Annotated in this window: 14 protein-coding genes; 13 read left to right on the top strand and 1 reads right to left on the bottom strand. The window is 45.8% G+C overall.

Going from position 1 to position 16,847, the window contains the following annotated elements:
• Positions 1-88 precede the first annotated feature (88 nt).
• The 7 genes from tig to IEY34_RS17595 all read left to right on the top strand — a co-directional run bounded on the left by tig (position 89) and on the right by IEY34_RS17595 (position 8,751).
• On the top strand, positions 89-1,390 hold the full coding sequence (tig, locus tag IEY34_RS17625; protein WP_189013510.1) for a trigger factor: 1,302 nt from the start codon (positions 89-91) through the stop codon (positions 1,388-1,390).
• A 199-nt stretch (positions 1,391-1,589) separates the two neighbouring features.
• Positions 1,590-2,180, top strand: a complete 591-nt coding sequence (clpP, locus tag IEY34_RS17620) for an ATP-dependent Clp endopeptidase proteolytic subunit ClpP (RefSeq protein WP_189013508.1) — start codon at positions 1,590-1,592, stop codon at positions 2,178-2,180.
• A gap of 12 nt (positions 2,181-2,192) precedes the next feature.
• Positions 2,193-3,461, top strand: a complete 1,269-nt coding sequence (clpX, locus tag IEY34_RS17615) for an ATP-dependent protease ATP-binding subunit ClpX (RefSeq protein WP_189013506.1) — start codon at positions 2,193-2,195, stop codon at positions 3,459-3,461.
• Between the two features lie 96 nt (positions 3,462-3,557).
• Positions 3,558-4,655: a flavodoxin-dependent (E)-4-hydroxy-3-methylbut-2-enyl-diphosphate synthase gene (ispG, locus tag IEY34_RS17610; RefSeq protein ID WP_189013504.1), complete on the top strand. Its 1,098-nt coding sequence runs from the start codon at positions 3,558-3,560 to the stop codon at positions 4,653-4,655.
• Positions 4,656-5,045: 390 nt separating this feature from the next.
• On the top strand, positions 5,046-6,689 hold the full coding sequence (locus IEY34_RS17605) for a helix-turn-helix domain-containing protein (RefSeq protein ID WP_189013502.1): 1,644 nt from the start codon (positions 5,046-5,048) through the stop codon (positions 6,687-6,689).
• 75 nt (positions 6,690-6,764) lie between these two features.
• Positions 6,765-7,739 (top strand): ABC transporter substrate-binding protein, encoded by a 975-nt coding sequence (locus tag IEY34_RS17600; protein ID WP_189013500.1) that lies wholly within the window; start codon positions 6,765-6,767, stop codon positions 7,737-7,739.
• A 274-nt stretch (positions 7,740-8,013) separates the two neighbouring features.
• The gene (locus IEY34_RS17595) at positions 8,014-8,751 is read left to right on the top strand and encodes a divergent polysaccharide deacetylase family protein (protein ID WP_189013551.1); all 738 of its coding nucleotides are present in this window, start codon (positions 8,014-8,016) and stop codon (positions 8,749-8,751) included.
• Here IEY34_RS17595 and IEY34_RS17590 read toward each other — a convergent pair.
• On the bottom strand, positions 8,744-9,424 hold the full coding sequence (locus IEY34_RS17590) for an N-acetylmuramoyl-L-alanine amidase family protein (protein ID WP_189013498.1): 681 nt from the start codon (positions 9,422-9,424) through the stop codon (positions 8,744-8,746). The two genes, IEY34_RS17595 and IEY34_RS17590, sit on opposite strands and share 8 nt — an antisense overlap.
• Before the next feature lie 170 nt (positions 9,425-9,594).
• On the opposite strand from IEY34_RS17590, the gene lonB reads away from it, so the two are divergent.
• The 6 genes from lonB to IEY34_RS17560 all read left to right on the top strand — a co-directional run bounded on the left by lonB (position 9,595) and on the right by IEY34_RS17560 (position 16,740).
• A complete protein-coding gene (gene lonB, locus IEY34_RS17585) occupies positions 9,595-11,313 on the top strand; it encodes an ATP-dependent protease LonB (protein WP_189013496.1) in 1,719 nt (572 codons plus the stop codon).
• A 191-nt stretch (positions 11,314-11,504) separates the two neighbouring features.
• The gene (gene lon / locus IEY34_RS17580; protein WP_189013494.1) at positions 11,505-13,850 is read left to right on the top strand and encodes an endopeptidase La; all 2,346 of its coding nucleotides are present in this window, start codon (positions 11,505-11,507) and stop codon (positions 13,848-13,850) included.
• Between the two features lie 23 nt (positions 13,851-13,873).
• Positions 13,874-14,518 (top strand): ribosome biogenesis GTP-binding protein YihA/YsxC, encoded by a 645-nt coding sequence (yihA, locus tag IEY34_RS17575; RefSeq protein ID WP_189013493.1) that lies wholly within the window; start codon positions 13,874-13,876, stop codon positions 14,516-14,518.
• Positions 14,519-14,772: 254 nt separating this feature from the next.
• Entirely contained in the window at positions 14,773-15,360 is a 588-nt protein-coding gene (locus IEY34_RS17570) for a non-ribosomal peptide synthetase module (RefSeq protein WP_189013491.1), read from the top strand.
• A 313-nt stretch (positions 15,361-15,673) separates the two neighbouring features.
• On the top strand, positions 15,674-16,081 hold the full coding sequence (speD, locus tag IEY34_RS17565; RefSeq protein ID WP_028556978.1) for an adenosylmethionine decarboxylase: 408 nt from the start codon (positions 15,674-15,676) through the stop codon (positions 16,079-16,081).
• Positions 16,082-16,203: 122 nt separating this feature from the next.
• Entirely contained in the window at positions 16,204-16,740 is a 537-nt protein-coding gene (locus IEY34_RS17560) for an S-adenosylmethionine decarboxylase (protein WP_189013489.1), read from the top strand.
• Positions 16,741-16,847 lie beyond the last annotated feature (107 nt).

Below are 16,847 nucleotides of genomic sequence, written 5' to 3'. Positions count from 1 at the left end.
ATGAAATTGTTATATGTTATAATAGAATGGTTATAATGAGCGTACGTGAAAATATGTCATCGTACATTTTTGGAGGGGAAAGCATAAAATGAAAGCAAGTTGGGAAAAAATAGAGAAGAACGTAGGCGTTCTTGAAGTGGAAGTTGGCGCAGAGCGCGTCGCAGATGCTTTGGATAAAGCATTCAAAAAGGTATCAGCGAAAGTAAATGTTCCAGGTTTCCGTAAAGGGAAAGTACCACGTTCTATCTTTGAAGCTAAATTTGGTGTAGAAAGCTTGTACCAAGATGCTTTGGATATCATTTTGCCAGAAGTTTACGTAGAAGCGATTGAAGAAGTCAAAATCGAGCCTGTTGATCGCCCTGAAGTTGACGTTGAGCAATTCGCCAAAGGTCAAGTTCTTAAATTCAAAGCTAAAGTAACGGTTAAGCCTGAAGTTACGCTTGGCGACTACAAAGGTATCGAAGTAGAAGCTGTTAGCGCAGCAGTTACTGAAGAAGAATTGAACGAAGAGCTTACACGTTTGCAACAACGTCACGCTGAATTGGTTGTTCTTGAAGAAGGACAAGCAGCTAACGGCGACGTAGTCGTTCTTGATTTCGAAGGATTCGTGGAAGGTGAAGCATTCGAAGGCGGCAAAGCGGAGAAATACTCCCTTGAGCTTGGTTCGAACTCTTTCATCCCAGGTTTCGAAGAGCAGCTTGTTGGTCTTGGAAAAGGCGAAGAAAAGGAAGTTAACGTTAGCTTCCCAGAAAACTACCATTCCGAAGATCTTAAAGGTAAAGAAGCTGTATTCAAAGTATTAATTCACGATATCAAACGCAAAAACTTGCCAGAACTTGATGATGAGTTTGCCAAAGACGTAAGTGAGTACGATACACTTGTTGAGTACAAAGAAGAATTGCAAAAACGTCTGCAAGAGCGCAAAGATAAAGATTCAGAGGCTGCTCTGGAAACAGCTGTTGTTGAAAAAGCTGCAGCTAATGCTGATGTTGAGATTCCAGCTTCCATGGTAGAAGCAGAGCTTGATGTTATGGTGAAAGAATTCGAAAGACGTCTTCGCTCCCAAGGCATGACGCTTGAGATTTACTTCCAGTTCTCCGGTCAAAACGAGAGCGTGCTGAAAGAACAAATGAGAGAAGATGCTGACAAGCGTGTTCGCAACAATTTGGTTCTTGAAGCCATCGCAGCGGCAGAAAAAATCACAGTTTCCGACGAAGAAGTTAATGTGGAACTTGAGAAATATGCCTCTTCCTACCAAAAGACAACAGAAGAACTTCGTGAACTGTTCGCATCTAACGGCAGCCTAGAAGGTCTGAGCAACGATCTTGTCATCAGAAAAACAGTTGACTTCTTGCTTGAAAATAGCAAGCATGTTTCCGCAGCTGTATAAATAAGGTTAGTAAAGGCACGTACGTAAGCAACGTGCCTTTCTTTTACCCTATTTTACCTACAAACTGTTCAAGAACATAAGAAATACGTACTTACATAGCAGTTCTCTGAAAAAATGACTTTGCTGCTCAAACGTGTTAAACTGTAACTGAATCCCATCTTGGAGAACATTGGCTATGGCCGCAAAAGGAGTTGGTACAATGAGTCTTATTCCTATGGTTGTTGAACAAGAGGCTCGTGGGGAACGTTCTTACGACATCTACTCGCGTCTGCTTAAGGACCGCATTATATTCATCGGGACCGCAATTGATGACGATGTGGCTAATTTGGTCATTGCCCAGCTGCTCTTTTTATCTGCACAAGACCCTGAGAAAGACATCCACTTATACATCAACTCACCAGGTGGGTCTGTAACAGCTGGAATGGGTATCTTCGATACCATGCAATTCATTAAACCTGACGTATCTACGATTTGTGTAGGTATGGCTGCAAGCATGGGCTCTTTGCTGTTAACGGCAGGTGCCAAAGGCAAGCGATACGCGCTGCCGAATGCTGAAGTTATGATTCACCAACCGCTCGGCGGTGTTAGAGGTCAAGCGACCGATATCAAGATTCACGCGGATTGGATTATCAAGACGAAACAAAAACTCAACCTGATTTATGTGGACCGTACGGGACAGCCGCTTGATAAGATCGAAAGAGACACCGACCGGGATAACTTTATGAGCGCTGATGAAGCGAAGGCATATGGGTTAATCGACGAGGTTATCACTCGAAACGACTTGAAATAAAGGAGTGATCCCATGTTTAAATTTAACGATGAAAAAGGCCAACTCAAATGTTCCTTTTGTGGAAAATCCCAGGATCAAGTTCGCAAACTTGTTGCAGGTCCGGGAGTTTACATTTGTGATGAATGTATAGAGCTTTGCACGGAGATCGTGGAAGAAGAATTAGGTCATGAAGAAGAGCTTGATCTGAAGGATGTTCCGAAACCAAAGGAAATTCGCAACATTTTGGACCAATATGTTATTGGGCAAGAACAAGCTAAGAAATCACTGGCTGTAGCGGTTTATAATCACTACAAACGGATCAATTCCCAAAATAAACTGGAAGACGTTGAACTTCAAAAGAGTAACATCGTTCTTCTAGGACCAACAGGAAGCGGCAAAACGTTGCTAGCGCAAACGCTTGCCAAAATTCTGAACGTGCCTTTCGCGATCGCGGATGCCACTTCTTTGACAGAAGCGGGTTATGTAGGGGAAGACGTTGAGAATATTTTGCTCAAATTGATTCAAGCTGCTGATTATGATGTGGAGAAGGCCGAGCGCGGCATTATCTACATCGATGAGATCGATAAAGTGGCACGCAAATCCGAGAACCCTTCGATTACTCGTGATGTTTCCGGTGAAGGTGTGCAACAAGCATTGCTGAAAATTCTTGAGGGTACAGTAGCTTCCGTTCCTCCACAAGGTGGACGGAAGCATCCGCACCAAGAATTCATTCAAATCGATACAACGAATATTCTGTTTATTTGCGGTGGGGCTTTTGACGGTCTTGAGCAAATTATCAAACGCAGAATCGGTAAAAAAGTAATCGGTTTTAGCACGGATGGTGCTAAAGTTGATTTGAAACCAGGTGAGTACCTGTCCATGGTGTTGCCAGAGGATCTTCTGAGATTCGGTCTAATTCCGGAATTCGTAGGTCGTCTACCGGTTATCTCCACTCTTGAGCCGCTGGATGAAGCAGCTCTTGTGCGTATTCTTTCCGAGCCTAAGAATGCGCTTGTGAAGCAATACCAGAAGATGCTTGAAATGGATAACGTTTCGCTCGAATTCGATGCAGAGGCGCTTGACGCCATTGCCAAGGAAGCGATCAAACGGAATACGGGTGCGCGTGGACTGAGAGCGATCATTGAGAGCATTATGCTTGATGTGATGTTCGAGGTTCCTTCAAGAACGGACGTTTCCACTTGCGTGGTGTCGAAGGAAACGGTCCAAAACAAGATCACTCCTGTTTTGACGACCAAAGAGGGCGCTCCTGCGACAGGCAAGAAGAAAGAAGAAAGTGCGTAACCCATAATTTCATAAACGAACACACAGCCTCCAATCCGGTTTCCTCGAAGGAAATTGGAGCGGAGGATGTTTGGTGTCATGGGGAGAGAAACCATAATGTTCCATAGAAGAGATACGCGAGCTGTACGAGTGGGCGATCTGACCATCGGCGGCAGCAATGAAGTGATCATGCAAAGCATGTGTACAACGAAAACAGCTGATGTGAAAGCGACCGTAGCGGAAATTCTTCGTCTTGAAGAAGCCGGTTGTCAATTGGTACGAGTTACCGTCAACAACAAGGAAGCTGCTGAAGCGATTAAAGAAATTAAGAAACAGATTCATATTCCGCTCGTTTCCGATATTCATTTTGACTATCGTTTGGCGCTTGCTGCGATTGAGAATGGGATCGATAAAGTCCGTATCAATCCAGGCAATATCGGTCGTCGCGAGAAAGTGGAAGCGGTCGTTAAAGCTTGCAAAGAACGCGGGATTCCAATTCGCATTGGAGTCAATGCCGGTTCATTGGAGCATCACCTGCTCGAGAAGTATGGATATCCAACGCCGGAAGCGATGGTAGAAAGTGCTTTGTTCCATATTAATATCCTGGAAGAACTGGATTTCCATGATATTATTGTGTCCCTCAAAGCTTCCGATGTGCCGATGGCCATTGCTGCCTATTCACAAGCGGCCCAAGCCTTCAATTATCCGCTGCATCTGGGGATTACAGAAGCGGGAACGCTTTTCACGGGAGCTGTGAAGAGCGCCGCGGGCATTGGTACTTTGCTGAATATGGGGATCGGGAATACGCTTCGTATCTCGCTCAGCGCAGATCCAGTTGAAGAGATCAAAGTGGCTCGCGAGCTGCTCAAAACCTTCGGTTTGATTACGAATGCGGCAACGCTAGTGTCCTGTCCGACCTGCGGTCGTTTGGATATTGATCTATTCTCGATTGCTAACGAGGTTGAAGAGTACATCTCCAAAATCAAGGTGCCCATCAAGGTATCTGTGTTGGGCTGTGCTGTTAACGGTCCAGGAGAAGCTCGTGAAGCCGATATTGGCATCGCAGGCGCTCGCGGCGAAGGCATGTTGTTCCGCTACGGAGAAATGATTCGTAAAGTGCCTGAAGCAGAACTACTCGCTGAGCTCAAAAAAGAAATAGATATCATTGTTGAATCATATGAAAAGACAGGTATCATTCCTGGCCGCAAACACTAATCGCCATCATGACAAGGCGATATAAGACCATCAGGGTAAATCCTGATGGTCTTTGTGTACATATAATCGGGTGATCGAGGTGATACGCCAGCTGCTTCGTGCTGAGAGGGAACTACAGTGCGCTATTATAGCAAAAAGTGTCATTATCGCGATCCAGAGGGAACTACAGTACGTTATTTTGCTATATGCTGGGAAATTCAGCGCTTCGCGTGGAAATAAGACCCTGTAGTTCCGCTATGACCCTCGCAACCCTGCTATTTGCCTAAATAGCGCACTGTAGTTCCACTTACAGGGTTTGTCGCTTTGAAGAGGCTGATAGCTCAGGGCGGCGAAGCCGGTTTTCCTTGTTTTGTCTCCGAGAATCGGCTTCTAAGAAAGGAATGAAGCGGCATGTATGTTTTTAACTATTATCGGCATATCAACCACTCCGCTGAGCGAACATGGAAGACAGAACGTGCGGATTCCCAACTGCTTGCTGTCGTGTATCAAGGAGAAGGAATGATCCATCTCTTCGGCCGTACTTACCCGCTGCAAGAAGGAAGCGGCTTCTTATTGAAGTCAGGAGATGAGTACGAGGTTAAGAGTGGCGCAACTAGAGGACTGGAGCTGGCTTGGATTGCTTTCGACGTATTAGTGGAGATAGCCAATACCGAGATGGAAAGACATTTTCAAAAGGGCACAGCTGCCTTCCCGACTTATGGAGCCCTGCCGCAGCAGCTTATGCCGCCACTTGTAGATACGGTGAAACAGTTGGCTCAAAGCCTTAGAGATCCCAAGGAACAGCAGCGCAACCGTCCTGATATGTTGTTCCAGAAGCTCATGTATATGCTCTTGGACCTCAGGCCGTTGGAAGAGGATACACCCTCAGAGGAAATCATCCAACGAACGATTAGCTACATGGAGCATTATTATGCTGATGATATTAGTCGCGATAAGCTAGCTGAAATTGCTGGTTTGAGTCCCTGGTATTATTCCTATTTATTCAAAAAAATCAAAGGAAGCAGCCCCATGCACTATTTGAACGATATACGGTTGAATCGTGCCAAGGAACTGCTCGTTTTGCAAAATTACAGCATCAAAGAAGCCGCGAAGCATAGCGGATATGCTGACGAGACTTATTTTAGAAAAAAATTCAAACAGGTGGTTGGGCTCACGCCTACCGCTTTCAGCAGAAGTAAGCTGGAGCGAATCGCTTGCCTCTCTTATACGTACACGTCGCATTTGCTTGCTCTGGGAGTCATACCTTTCGCTACGCAAGTCAATAGGCAGCGGGAGATGCATAGAGAGCAGTATCATCAGCATATAGCTGTGCACCTTAGGCGTACTCTGTTCATGGAGCACCAGATGTGGGATTCCGATTGCCATACCCTCTCAGAGGTGCAGCCCAGTGTGATCATCTGTGATGATCTCTTGATGAGAGGCGAATCCGGCGCTGCCATGAAACAAATAGGCCCTTGTTTGGTCATTCCGTGGCTGTCAGAGGACTGGCGGAGTCATTTTGGGCGCATAGCCAAGTTCTTGCAGCTGGAAGAAAAGGCAGTGCAGTGGCTGCGTGACTATAGGAACAAGGCGGAGCAGGCTCGCAAGCAGCTAAGATTGGCTCTTGGTGAAGAAACGGTCATGCTGCTGCGAATTTCTTCTGGACAACTGATTATTTATGGCATGCGGAATGTGGGAGCGCTCCTGTTCGGCGATTTGCAGCTTCATTGTCCTTATGATGTGGATCGCATTGATGTGGAAAAACAGATTGATATTGACTTTCTGGCTGCTTGCAAGCCCGCACATCTGCTGCTTGTTATCGATGAAGATCCGGCTTCACTGAGATACTGGGAGCAATTGAGGGCAAGCAAGGAGTGGGAGGAACTTCCCGCTGTGGCCTCTAATCATCTCTATCATGTGCCTGCCTATCCATGGCTCGAATACAGTCCTACTGCACACGAATTAATGATAGAAGAAGCTTTGTTATTGTTGTGCCCGCAGGACAAATCATCTACAGCACAAAAAGGAACAAAAACTCCACACCCATGCACATAGAGAACAGCTGCTATATATGATATCATCCATAATGATAATGATAATGATAATTGATATCAGTTAGGGATGGTGTACATGCAACTAGTTAAACGAATACCTCAATTTGTCATCCTTGCCTTGCTGGTGATTTCTTTGGCGGCCTGTGGGACAAGCAATAAGGCTGATTCCAATCAGGTGTCTTCGCCAGCTGCAAGCAATAAGGAGACGGCTGCTGCCTCTTCCCGCACGTTCAAGCATGTGCTTGGCGAGATGACCTTGGATAAGAAACCGACGCGTGTGTTTGCTCCTTATGCTGAGGATGCCCTGCTTGTTCTTGGCATGAAGCCAGTGTTGAAGTGGTCCTTAGGCGATTATGTGCAAGAGTATCTGGAGCCGGACTTAAAAGAAGTCAAGGCGATTGATTATACCGGGGGTCCTAGCGTAGAGGCGATATTGGCGTCAGCTCCGGATTTGATTTTTCTAGAAAGCCCGGAGATGGCGAGCAATGGAAATTACGAGAAATATTCGCGAATTGCCCCGACCTATGTCATGCAGGACTCGGAAGTAGATTGGCAAGCAAAACTGCGAATACTGGGAGATTTATTGGATAGAAAGAACGAAGCTGATAAAGCGATTGCAAGCTATAACAGCTCTGCCCAGACTGCCAAAAGCAAGCTTACGAAGATGGGAGGCAAGACGGTAGCTGTTGTTCGTGTTAAACCTAAGGATTTTATGTTGATGGACGGTGTTCATTACAGCGGCAAGACACTTTTTAACGATTTGGGCCTAATGCCGCATGCGATGGTGAAAAGCCTGGGACAGGAGTCATTTGCGTCCATTTCCTTGGAAAAATTGCCTGAACTAGATGCTGATTATATTTTTTATATGATCCAAGGTGCGGCGAGTGAGGGGAAAGCGAAGGAACTGTTCGATAGTCACTTCTGGAAGAATTTGCCCGCAGTGAAATCAGGCCACGCTTATCTAGTGGATAACAGCTACTGGCTGGCGGAAGGCTTCAAGGCCAACACCAAGCAGATCGAAGACATCGTTAAGCTAATTGGCGATAAATAACGTTTAAGAGAATAAGGAACTAATGCTCAAATAGGAACCCGCAGGATACTAACATGCGTAGGTTCCTTTTGCTTTTTTATAGACCTAAGAGCGCATATTTGTGGTGCAAGAGAAGCATAATGAATAAAACTGGAAAGCTTGCTCAAAAGTCGCAAGTTTTGCTAATGATGAAATGACTATAAGGAGAATGACCATGAATTTGCGAAATCAATATGCATCGACTCGCCTTGCTGCCCTAACAGGAATGTTGGGAATAGGCTTGCTTATACTGCCTATGCAGACAGGAGCCGAAGCTGGCTTGAAGCCTGCGCAGCCTGTTACCGAAATGAGCGCTAAGAGAGTGGCCATCGTCATAGATGATTTTGGCAATAATATGGATGGGACCAAAGAAATGATGAATCTGCCCATTCCTCTGACAGTCGCGGTCATGCCATTCCTGCCTTCGAGCAAGCAAGATGCGCAATTAGCGCATGAGAAAGGTCATGAAGTTATTCTTCACCTTCCCATGGAGCCTGTGCGAGGCAAGAAGAGTTGGCTGGGTCCGGGAGCGATTACGACTGATTTGTCCAATGATGAGATCCACAAACGGATTGTCGCGGCCATAGATGATATCCCTTATGTGATAGGCATCAATAATCATATGGGTTCCAAAGCAACGGCTGATGAGAGAGTGATGAAAATTCTCGTGGACATTTGCAAGGAAAGGAATCTCATGCTGCTGGATAGCCGTACAACGCCCAAAAGTGTCATCGGCAAGCTGGCTGGGCCGCAAGGTGTGCCATTTTCAGAAAATCAGTTATTTTTTGATGATCTCTATACGTACAGCCATATCAGCAAACAAATGACAAGATTTAAAAAACTGATTCATGAGAGAGAGACCGTCATCGCCATTGGTCACGTAGGTCCGCCAGGAAAGAAAACGGCGCAGGTAATTAAAGAAGCGATCCCGGCGATTCAGAAAGAAGCAACGTTCGTAACGATTTCCCAAACGATAAAGCGCCCCACTAATTAACAGTTGGATGAGTCATACGGATATATTGTTCGACTCCTTTGGTAATCGCTTCGGCCAGCTTGGCTTGGTGATGAGAAGTGCTGAGCAGTTTGCGATCGGTCTTATTGGAAAGGAAGCCAAGCTCTACAATCACAGTAGGGCATTTGGTGTTCCTAATAACGTAATATTTTTTGCCGAGCACAGGCAATTCTTCCATCCCGTAGACACGATTAAGCGATTCCTGTAAAAGTTGAGCAAGCAGGATGCTTTCCGATCGATTCTGATAAATGACAATAGGTCCTCTTATATCCGATTTACGAGACCAATTGATATGCAAGCTTAGCATCATTTGAGGTTTAATCGTATTGGCTAAGCCGGAACGTTGAGCCAAATCTTTGCGATGCCTGCTGCCATAAGACCACTTGTTGTCATCGCTTAATGCGTAATCTTCCGAGCGGTTCATGATGACGCGATAGCCTTTTTTTTGCAGGAGCTTATAAGTCTTTTGGGATATGGCGAGATTGATGTCTTTCTCCTGATATTTGCCGACCATCGTTCCGCTGTCTATACCGCCATGCCCTACATCAAGAATGACATCTGCGCTTGGCAGTAGGGGATCGTTGGCAAAAGCGTAGGCATTTGAACTCGATGTAAGTAAGCAAAGGGAAAGTAGAAGGCGTACAAAATACTTCACGAAGCCACATCCTTTTGCACGATTATTTACACTTATCCTTCTTCCCCAAGGGGGCTATCATACATCCTGCAAAAGTTTGCATGGATTGGATTAACCTTCTTTTACACGGGAATAATGGATGTTAGTGCAGGGCTGTTTTGCCAAAGCAAAACTCTAAGGAGGTAAAGGATATGAGTTTAAGTATCATTCTTATGGTGATTCAAGTGTTTTTTGCTGTTGTAATCGGGTTGTATTTCTGGAATTTATTGCGTAATCAACAGACGAACCGGTCTGCTGTCGATAGAGAATCCAGAAAAGAATTGGAGAAGCTGAGAAAACTCAGATCCATTTCCTTAACCAAGCCGCTGTCGGAGAAAACAAGACCTTCCTCGATGCAGGATATTGTGGGTCAAGTCGAAGGTTTGAAAGCATTGAAAGCGGCGCTTTGCGGACCCAATCCGCAGCACGTTATCATTTATGGACCTCCGGGTGTTGGTAAAACAGCAGCAGCTCGTGTGGTGCTGGAAGAAGCGAAGAAGAATCAAGAATCACCTTTCCGACCCGATTCTAAGTTTACGGAGATTGACGCGACTACCGCGCGCTTCGACGAAAGGGGCATAGCTGATCCGCTGATCGGTTCTGTTCATGATCCTATTTATCAGGGCGCAGGCGCTATGGGTGTTGCTGGGATTCCGCAGCCCAAACCTGGTGCAGTCACCAAAGCGCACGGCGGGATTTTGTTTATCGATGAGATCGGTGAATTGCATGCAACACAAATGAACAAATTATTAAAAGTGCTGGAGGATCGTAAAGTATTTCTGGAGAGCGCGTATTATAGCTCCGAAGATGCGAATATTCCAGGCTATATTCATGATATATTTCAGAATGGCCTGCCTGCTGATTTCCGCTTGGTCGGAGCGACGACTCGCACACCAAACGAGATTCCTCCAGCGATTCGTTCTCGCTGTCTAGAAATTTATTTCCGTCCGCTACTTCCTGGCGAAGTAGGTGAAATAGCGCGGAAAGCGCTGGATAAGATCGGCTTCAAGAAGTGTGAAGCCGCGATTGAAGTTGTCATGAGGTATGCGACGAATGGGAGAGAAGCGGTCAACGTGATTCAGCTTGCCGCGGGTATTGCTTTAACGGACAAACGTGATGAAATCACGGCAGGCGATATAGAATGGGTCGTCAATTCGTCACAAATTCCACCAAGACCGGAGCGTAAAGTCCCTGCACACCCGCAAATCGGCTTTGTTAACGGATTAGCGGTTTATGGTCCTAATTTGGGCACCCTGCTTGAGATTGAAGTGACTGCGATTCCGGTTGCTGCTGCAGGTACAGGTAAATTTAATGTTACAGGCGTTGTGGATGAGGAAGAAATGGGAGGTGGTTCCCGGACGATTCGTCGCAAAAGCATGGCGCGAGGTTCCGTAGAGAATGTGTTGACCGTCTTGCGCAAGCTTGGATTTAACACATCTGACTATGACCTCCATATTAACTTTCCTGGCGGTGTGCCGATCGATGGGCCTTCCGCGGGCATTTCAATGGCTACGGCTATTGCCTCTGCGCTACATAAAATTCCAGTCGATAATAAACTGGCCATGACGGGAGAAATGAGCATCCACGGCAAGGTGAAACCGGTCGGCGGGGTTGTGGCGAAGGTGGAAGCCGCTTTCCAGGCGGGAGCTACGAAAGTAATTATCCCCAAAGAAAATTGGCAAGAGCTGTTCGCTGACCTGCCAAGCGTTGAGGTTATCGCTGCTGATTCCATTGAGGAAGTACTAAGTGTAGCGTTAGGAATTGAACTTCACGACAACGTTATTCCGCTGCCATTTATTTCCGAGAGAACCGTGCCTGCTGCTTCGCTGCCTATTCTACATGCGAATTCTCAGCATACGATTGATTCTTGATCTCAGCTTCAAATGAATACCTCACATCATGCGTTAGTTGTCAATTGGTGTTTTGTTTTTAGTTTTGTTAAAATGTAAAGGGCAACTAGGGATACAAAACAAAACTGAGAGACTTTGAACTCCGTTCAATGGTCCAAAACTGAGAGACTTTGAGCACGGCTCAAAGATCCCTATAAATGGAGGTGCAGAGGATGGGACCCGGAAAAATCAAGGTGCGCAGATTGCCGCTATTGCCTCTTAGGGGACTGCTCGTTTATCCGAGCATGGTTCTACATCTAGATGTAGGACGGGAAAAGTCGGTTAAAGCACTCGAACGGGCAATGGTGGATGACAGCATGATTCTCCTCTGCTCTCAATCTGAGATCAACATTGAAGAACCTTCCAAAGAGGATATTTATCGCATCGGTACCATCGCGAAGGTGCGACAGATGCTGAAACTGCCCAACGGAACGATCCGTGTGTTAGTGGAAGGCGTGTTGCGCGCTGAGATTGTAGAGTACCTAGTCAATGATGAATATTACGAAGTGACGGCCAAAGAATTGCCGGAACAGGAAATCACCGATCCCGAGATCGATGCTCTTATGCGGACCGTGCTGAACCAGTTTGAGAATTACATTAATTTGTCGAAAAAGGTTACACCGGAAACGCTCGCCGCGGTTTCGGATATCGATGAACCAGGCCGCTTGGCGGATGTTATATGCAGTCACCTTTCGCTCAAAATCAAAGATAAGCAGGATATTTTGGAAACGGTAGATGTCCGAGATCGTCTCGAAAAAATGCTCAATATCTTAAATAATGAGCGAGAAGTGCTTGAATTGGAACGCAAGATCAGTCAACGCGTCAAAAAGCAAATGGAAAAAACACAGAAGGAATACTACCTTCGCGAACAAATGAAAGCAATTCAGAAGGAGCTTGGCGACAAGGAAGGTCGGGCAGGGGAAGTGGATGAGCTGCGCAGTCAGCTAGCAGAAGCTGAACTGCCTGACAAGGTTCGCGAGAAGGTCGAGAAAGAAATCGACCGTCTGGAGAAAATGCCAGCCACTTCTGCGGAAGGCGGCGTCATTCGCAACTATATCGACTGGTTGCTAGGGCTTCCATGGAGCAAGCAGACAGATGATGATTTGGATTTGATCAAGGCGGAAGAGATCCTGAATGAGGATCATTTTGGACTTGAGAAGCCCAAGGAACGTGTGCTTGAGTATTTGGCTGTTCAGAAGCTTGTCAAAAAGCTGAAAGGCCCGATTCTCTGTCTTGTAGGCCCTCCAGGTGTCGGTAAAACATCGATTGCGCGTTCGATCGCCAGATCCATGGGCAGACAGTTTATTCGCATTTCACTTGGCGGAGTCAGAGATGAAGCTGAGATTCGCGGTCATCGCCGCACCTATGTTGGCGCCATGCCAGGGCGGATCATTCAAGGCATGAAAAATGCCGGAGCGAATAACCCGGTATTCCTGTTAGATGAAATTGATAAAATGGCGATGGATTTCCGCGGCGATCCGGCCTCAGCCTTGCTGGAAGTCCTTGATCCCGAACAGAACAGCACTTTTAGTGATCATTTCATTGAAGTTCCTTATGATTTATCCAATGTTATGTTTGTAACGACAGCGAACGCTGTGCACAACATTCCTCGCCCTCTGCTAGACCGAATGGAGGTTCTCTATATTCCAGGCTATACGGAAATTGAGAAGCTGCAGATTGCGAAGAAGTATTTATTGCCTAAGCAGAAGCGTGACCATGGACTAGAGGAAGATCAACTGATTGTAGATGAAGCTGCGTTAATGAAAATTGTGCGTGAATACACGCGCGAAGCGGGCGTACGTAACTTGGAACAGCAAGTTGCCGGCGTGAACCGCAAAGCGGCCAAGAAAATCGTTTCTGACCCTCAAACGCCTGTACATGTCACTGAAGAGAACTTGAAGGACTACCTTGGTCCAATCAAGTACCGGTACAGTGTAGCGGAAGATAAAGACCAGATTGGCGCAGTAACAGGGCTGGCATGGACAGAAGTCGGTGGAGATACCTTGGTTATCGAAGTCACTGTTATGCCTGGAACAGGCAAATTGACTTTGACGGGGAAACTCGGTGATGTGATGAAGGAATCTGCGCAGGCTGCTTTCAGTTATACGCGTTCACGTGCAGACGTATTAGGTATTGCACCTGATTTCCACGAGAAAAATGATATTCACATTCACATACCCGAAGGTGCCATTCCTAAGGATGGCCCATCCGCAGGCATCACGATGGCAACGGCCTTGATCTCAGCCTTGACGAATATCCCAGTCTCCCGTATAGTCGCAATGACAGGCGAGATCACGCTTCGCGGCCGTGTGCTCCCGATCGGCGGTCTCAAGGAGAAAGCGCTCGCTGCACATCGCGCTGGTATTCGTACCATTCTCTTGCCGCAAGACAATGAGAAAGATCTTGTCGAAATTCCAGAAAGTGTCCGCGCTGAGATGACCTTTATTCCGGTCAGCCATATGGATCAGGTGCTGGAGCATGCGCTTGTCAAAAATAGGCCTCCCGCTCACGTCGGATAAACATAGAAAGTAGCTGAACATTCATGAAAGTCAATCAAGCTGAGTTTATTATCAGTGCGGTTGGACCCAGCCAATATCCAGAGGATGCCTTGCCAGAGATAGCTCTGGCAGGGCGTTCTAATGTCGGGAAGTCTTCGCTTATCAATTGTTTGATATCCCGCAAAAATTTGGCCAGGACCAGCTCGCAACCTGGTAAAACCCAAACGTTAAACTATTACAAGATTAATCAGGACTTATACTTTGTCGATCTTCCCGGTTATGGTTATGCCAAAGTATCCAAAACGAAGCGGGAGCAATGGGGCAAATTCATTGAAAGCTATTTGATGAATCGCGAAACGCTGCGTCTCGTCATGCAATTAGTGGATTTACGTCATCCGCCATCCAAAGATGATCAAGCGATGTATGAGTGGCTTAGGCACAATGATGTACCTGTTATCGTTGTGGCAACCAAAGCTGACAAAATTCCCAAAAGCAGATGGTCCAAGCATATCAAGATTGTGCGCGAGACGCTGGGCATGGACAAAGGGGTTCAACCTTTGATGTTTTCCTCCGAACTTGGACTCGGCAAAGACGAGCTGTGGGGCATCCTAGAGCAAGCCATCGCTTATGGCGAGCCTACAGGCACAGAACAAGATGTTGAGATCGCAAGTGAGCAAGAGCCGTCCTGATTCATAGGACGGTTTTTTGTGTAATCAGGAGTAGGACGTCAAAAGAGTGAGAAAATCTAGAAGAAGTACACGGGATAACGAGGTTTTCTGGGGAAAATTTGCGGGCATTCCGTAATTCCTTGGTTTTTTCAGAATATTTGGCTGATTATCATGAATTGCGCGCAGGAATATTAATGGCGCATGTAGTATAATAATAAACAAGGTAAGCGTTAATAAGAGTAAATGGCTTGAAAACAAAGAATCGAGGGATTTTTATGGCACAAAGGTTAGCGACTGAATATGTCAAAACCTGCCTCCAGTTAACAGAAGCCGAGATGTTCAGGTTTTTTCAAATGTTTGTGGATCATCAAGTGACCTTGCAAGTGAAAGTTTTGGAAAATGGCAACCAAGAGGTTGTTTTTCAAGATGGAGCAGGTCAGGAAATCGTTCTCTCATTTGAAAAGAAATCGGGCCTATATGAATGCACAGGATCCTGCAGATTAAGCAATACCCTACTAGCTAATTTAATGCGTAAGGCCGTTTCGGAGTTCAAAGGCAGTGCAACCGTCAATCGGATTTACCCCAGCTATACGATGGTTTACTACTACGAACGTGGTACTGTTGTGAAGATTGAGGAAGTCAAAGGTCAATTATTAACCGTTATTTATGAATACAGAGATACAATTGGACTTATGCAGCAAATGTTCCAGAAGCGTGAAGTTGAGCAAGAAATTGAGATGATTTACGATCAAATCAACCATCTTCTTGACATGCGCAATATGCTGCAAGCTCCTGAAGAACACCAGCAGATTGACACTCGCCTCAATGAATTGACACATCGTTTGTTTATTTTGGAGGCTTAATCACACATATATTCAAATTTCTAAAGACCCAATTTGGGTCTTTTTTGTTTAGCGAATAAGTGAACAGGAAGGGCACTTTCAACATACATTAGATGTGGCATCGATGCGGAAGAAGGCGATTGGCAAAAAAAACTATTGCATTTCTCGTCGATAGATGTTATTTTTATTCTCGTTGAAAACAATATAGGAACCAGGATTCACTCAGGACATTGAATGTTGCGAGAGATAATACCCTCGGGAAGTGAATGACGTAGGTCCTAGCGGATGAAATTTTTTTTCAGACATTTTATTCCTAGGAAGGGGGAACCGAAAGATGGAAACAGAATACTCAACTTTCGGAAGACACGTTGCTGTAGATACTTGGGGGGTAGATTTCGAACTTCTGAACAATGCAGATTGGCTGCAAGCTCAGATGGTAGAAGCTGCCGAGGTATGCGGAGCAACCGTACTATCTGTACAATCCAAGCAATTTGAACCACAGGGAGCAACTGTACTTGTTATGTTGTCCGAGAGTCATCTCTCCATTCATACTTATCCTGAGAGAGGTTTTGCCGCGCTTGACTGTTATACTTGCGGTGAGACAGTGGACCCTCAATTAGCAATTGATTTCATGGTATCCGTATTGAAACCAGAAACGTTCTATGCGAAGAAGCTAGTTCGCGGTATGGGTGAACTGCAAGTAGAAACTCCTGAAATTAAGCAAGCAGAGCTTGTTAAATAAGAGTCTGCACATAACCATAACGATAACCACGGAGAAATCCGTGGTTATTTGTTTGTCCTCCTACCCATACACTGTTATTGCGGCACATGTCCAGGTGAACAGGAAGTGGGGGAGGGATCGATTTGAAACAGAAATTAGCAAGGAAAGCGGTCATCTACGGGGTTGTGCTCTTTCTCATTATTTGGCCGTTGTATCAGCTTATTCACATGCTTGGCAATCCCAAAGAAGAGCACGATGCGACGCATCTGTTATATCAGGTATCTTTGTTCCAAATGGAGCTGTTGAAAAGTTATTTGGAGGAAGCGGCTCAAAGCAAAACGACCGATGAACTGAATGCGAGCAAGCAGGCGCTGTATTCAGCTGGCTATACGCATGAACGGCTCGTGCTGGCTGCTGGAGGCGTAGATTATTTGACTCCGCTGGATAGCATGACACAGCTTACACAGTATCTGCAGCGATTGCAGGTGGGCGGAGAGCGGGCGTTTAAAGCGGATGAAATCCAAACACTCAAGGAAGCTGGCTTGCAATACAAGAATATGTACGAAATTTATGAGAAAATGATGGCCTCAAACGGTGAGATTATTTCCTCGCAAAATGCGAAACTAGCCGTGTTAGATCGTAATTTGACTCAATTTCTAAGAAAAAAAATGCTGCAATAAAGGGTCATTGGCGATACATAGGTATACAGGAGACAAATGCTGTGAAAACTAACGAGCAGACAGAAGCATTCATAAATTATACAAAAAATTTGTCGGAATGCCGGTTT

The organism is Paenibacillus marchantiophytorum (assembly GCF_014640555.1).
Lineage (GTDB): Bacteria > Bacillota > Bacilli > Paenibacillales > NBRC-103111 > Paenibacillus_E > Paenibacillus_E marchantiophytorum.
The sequence above is the reverse complement of the archived record's forward strand: the minus strand, read 5'-3'. Positions and strand labels throughout refer to the sequence as shown.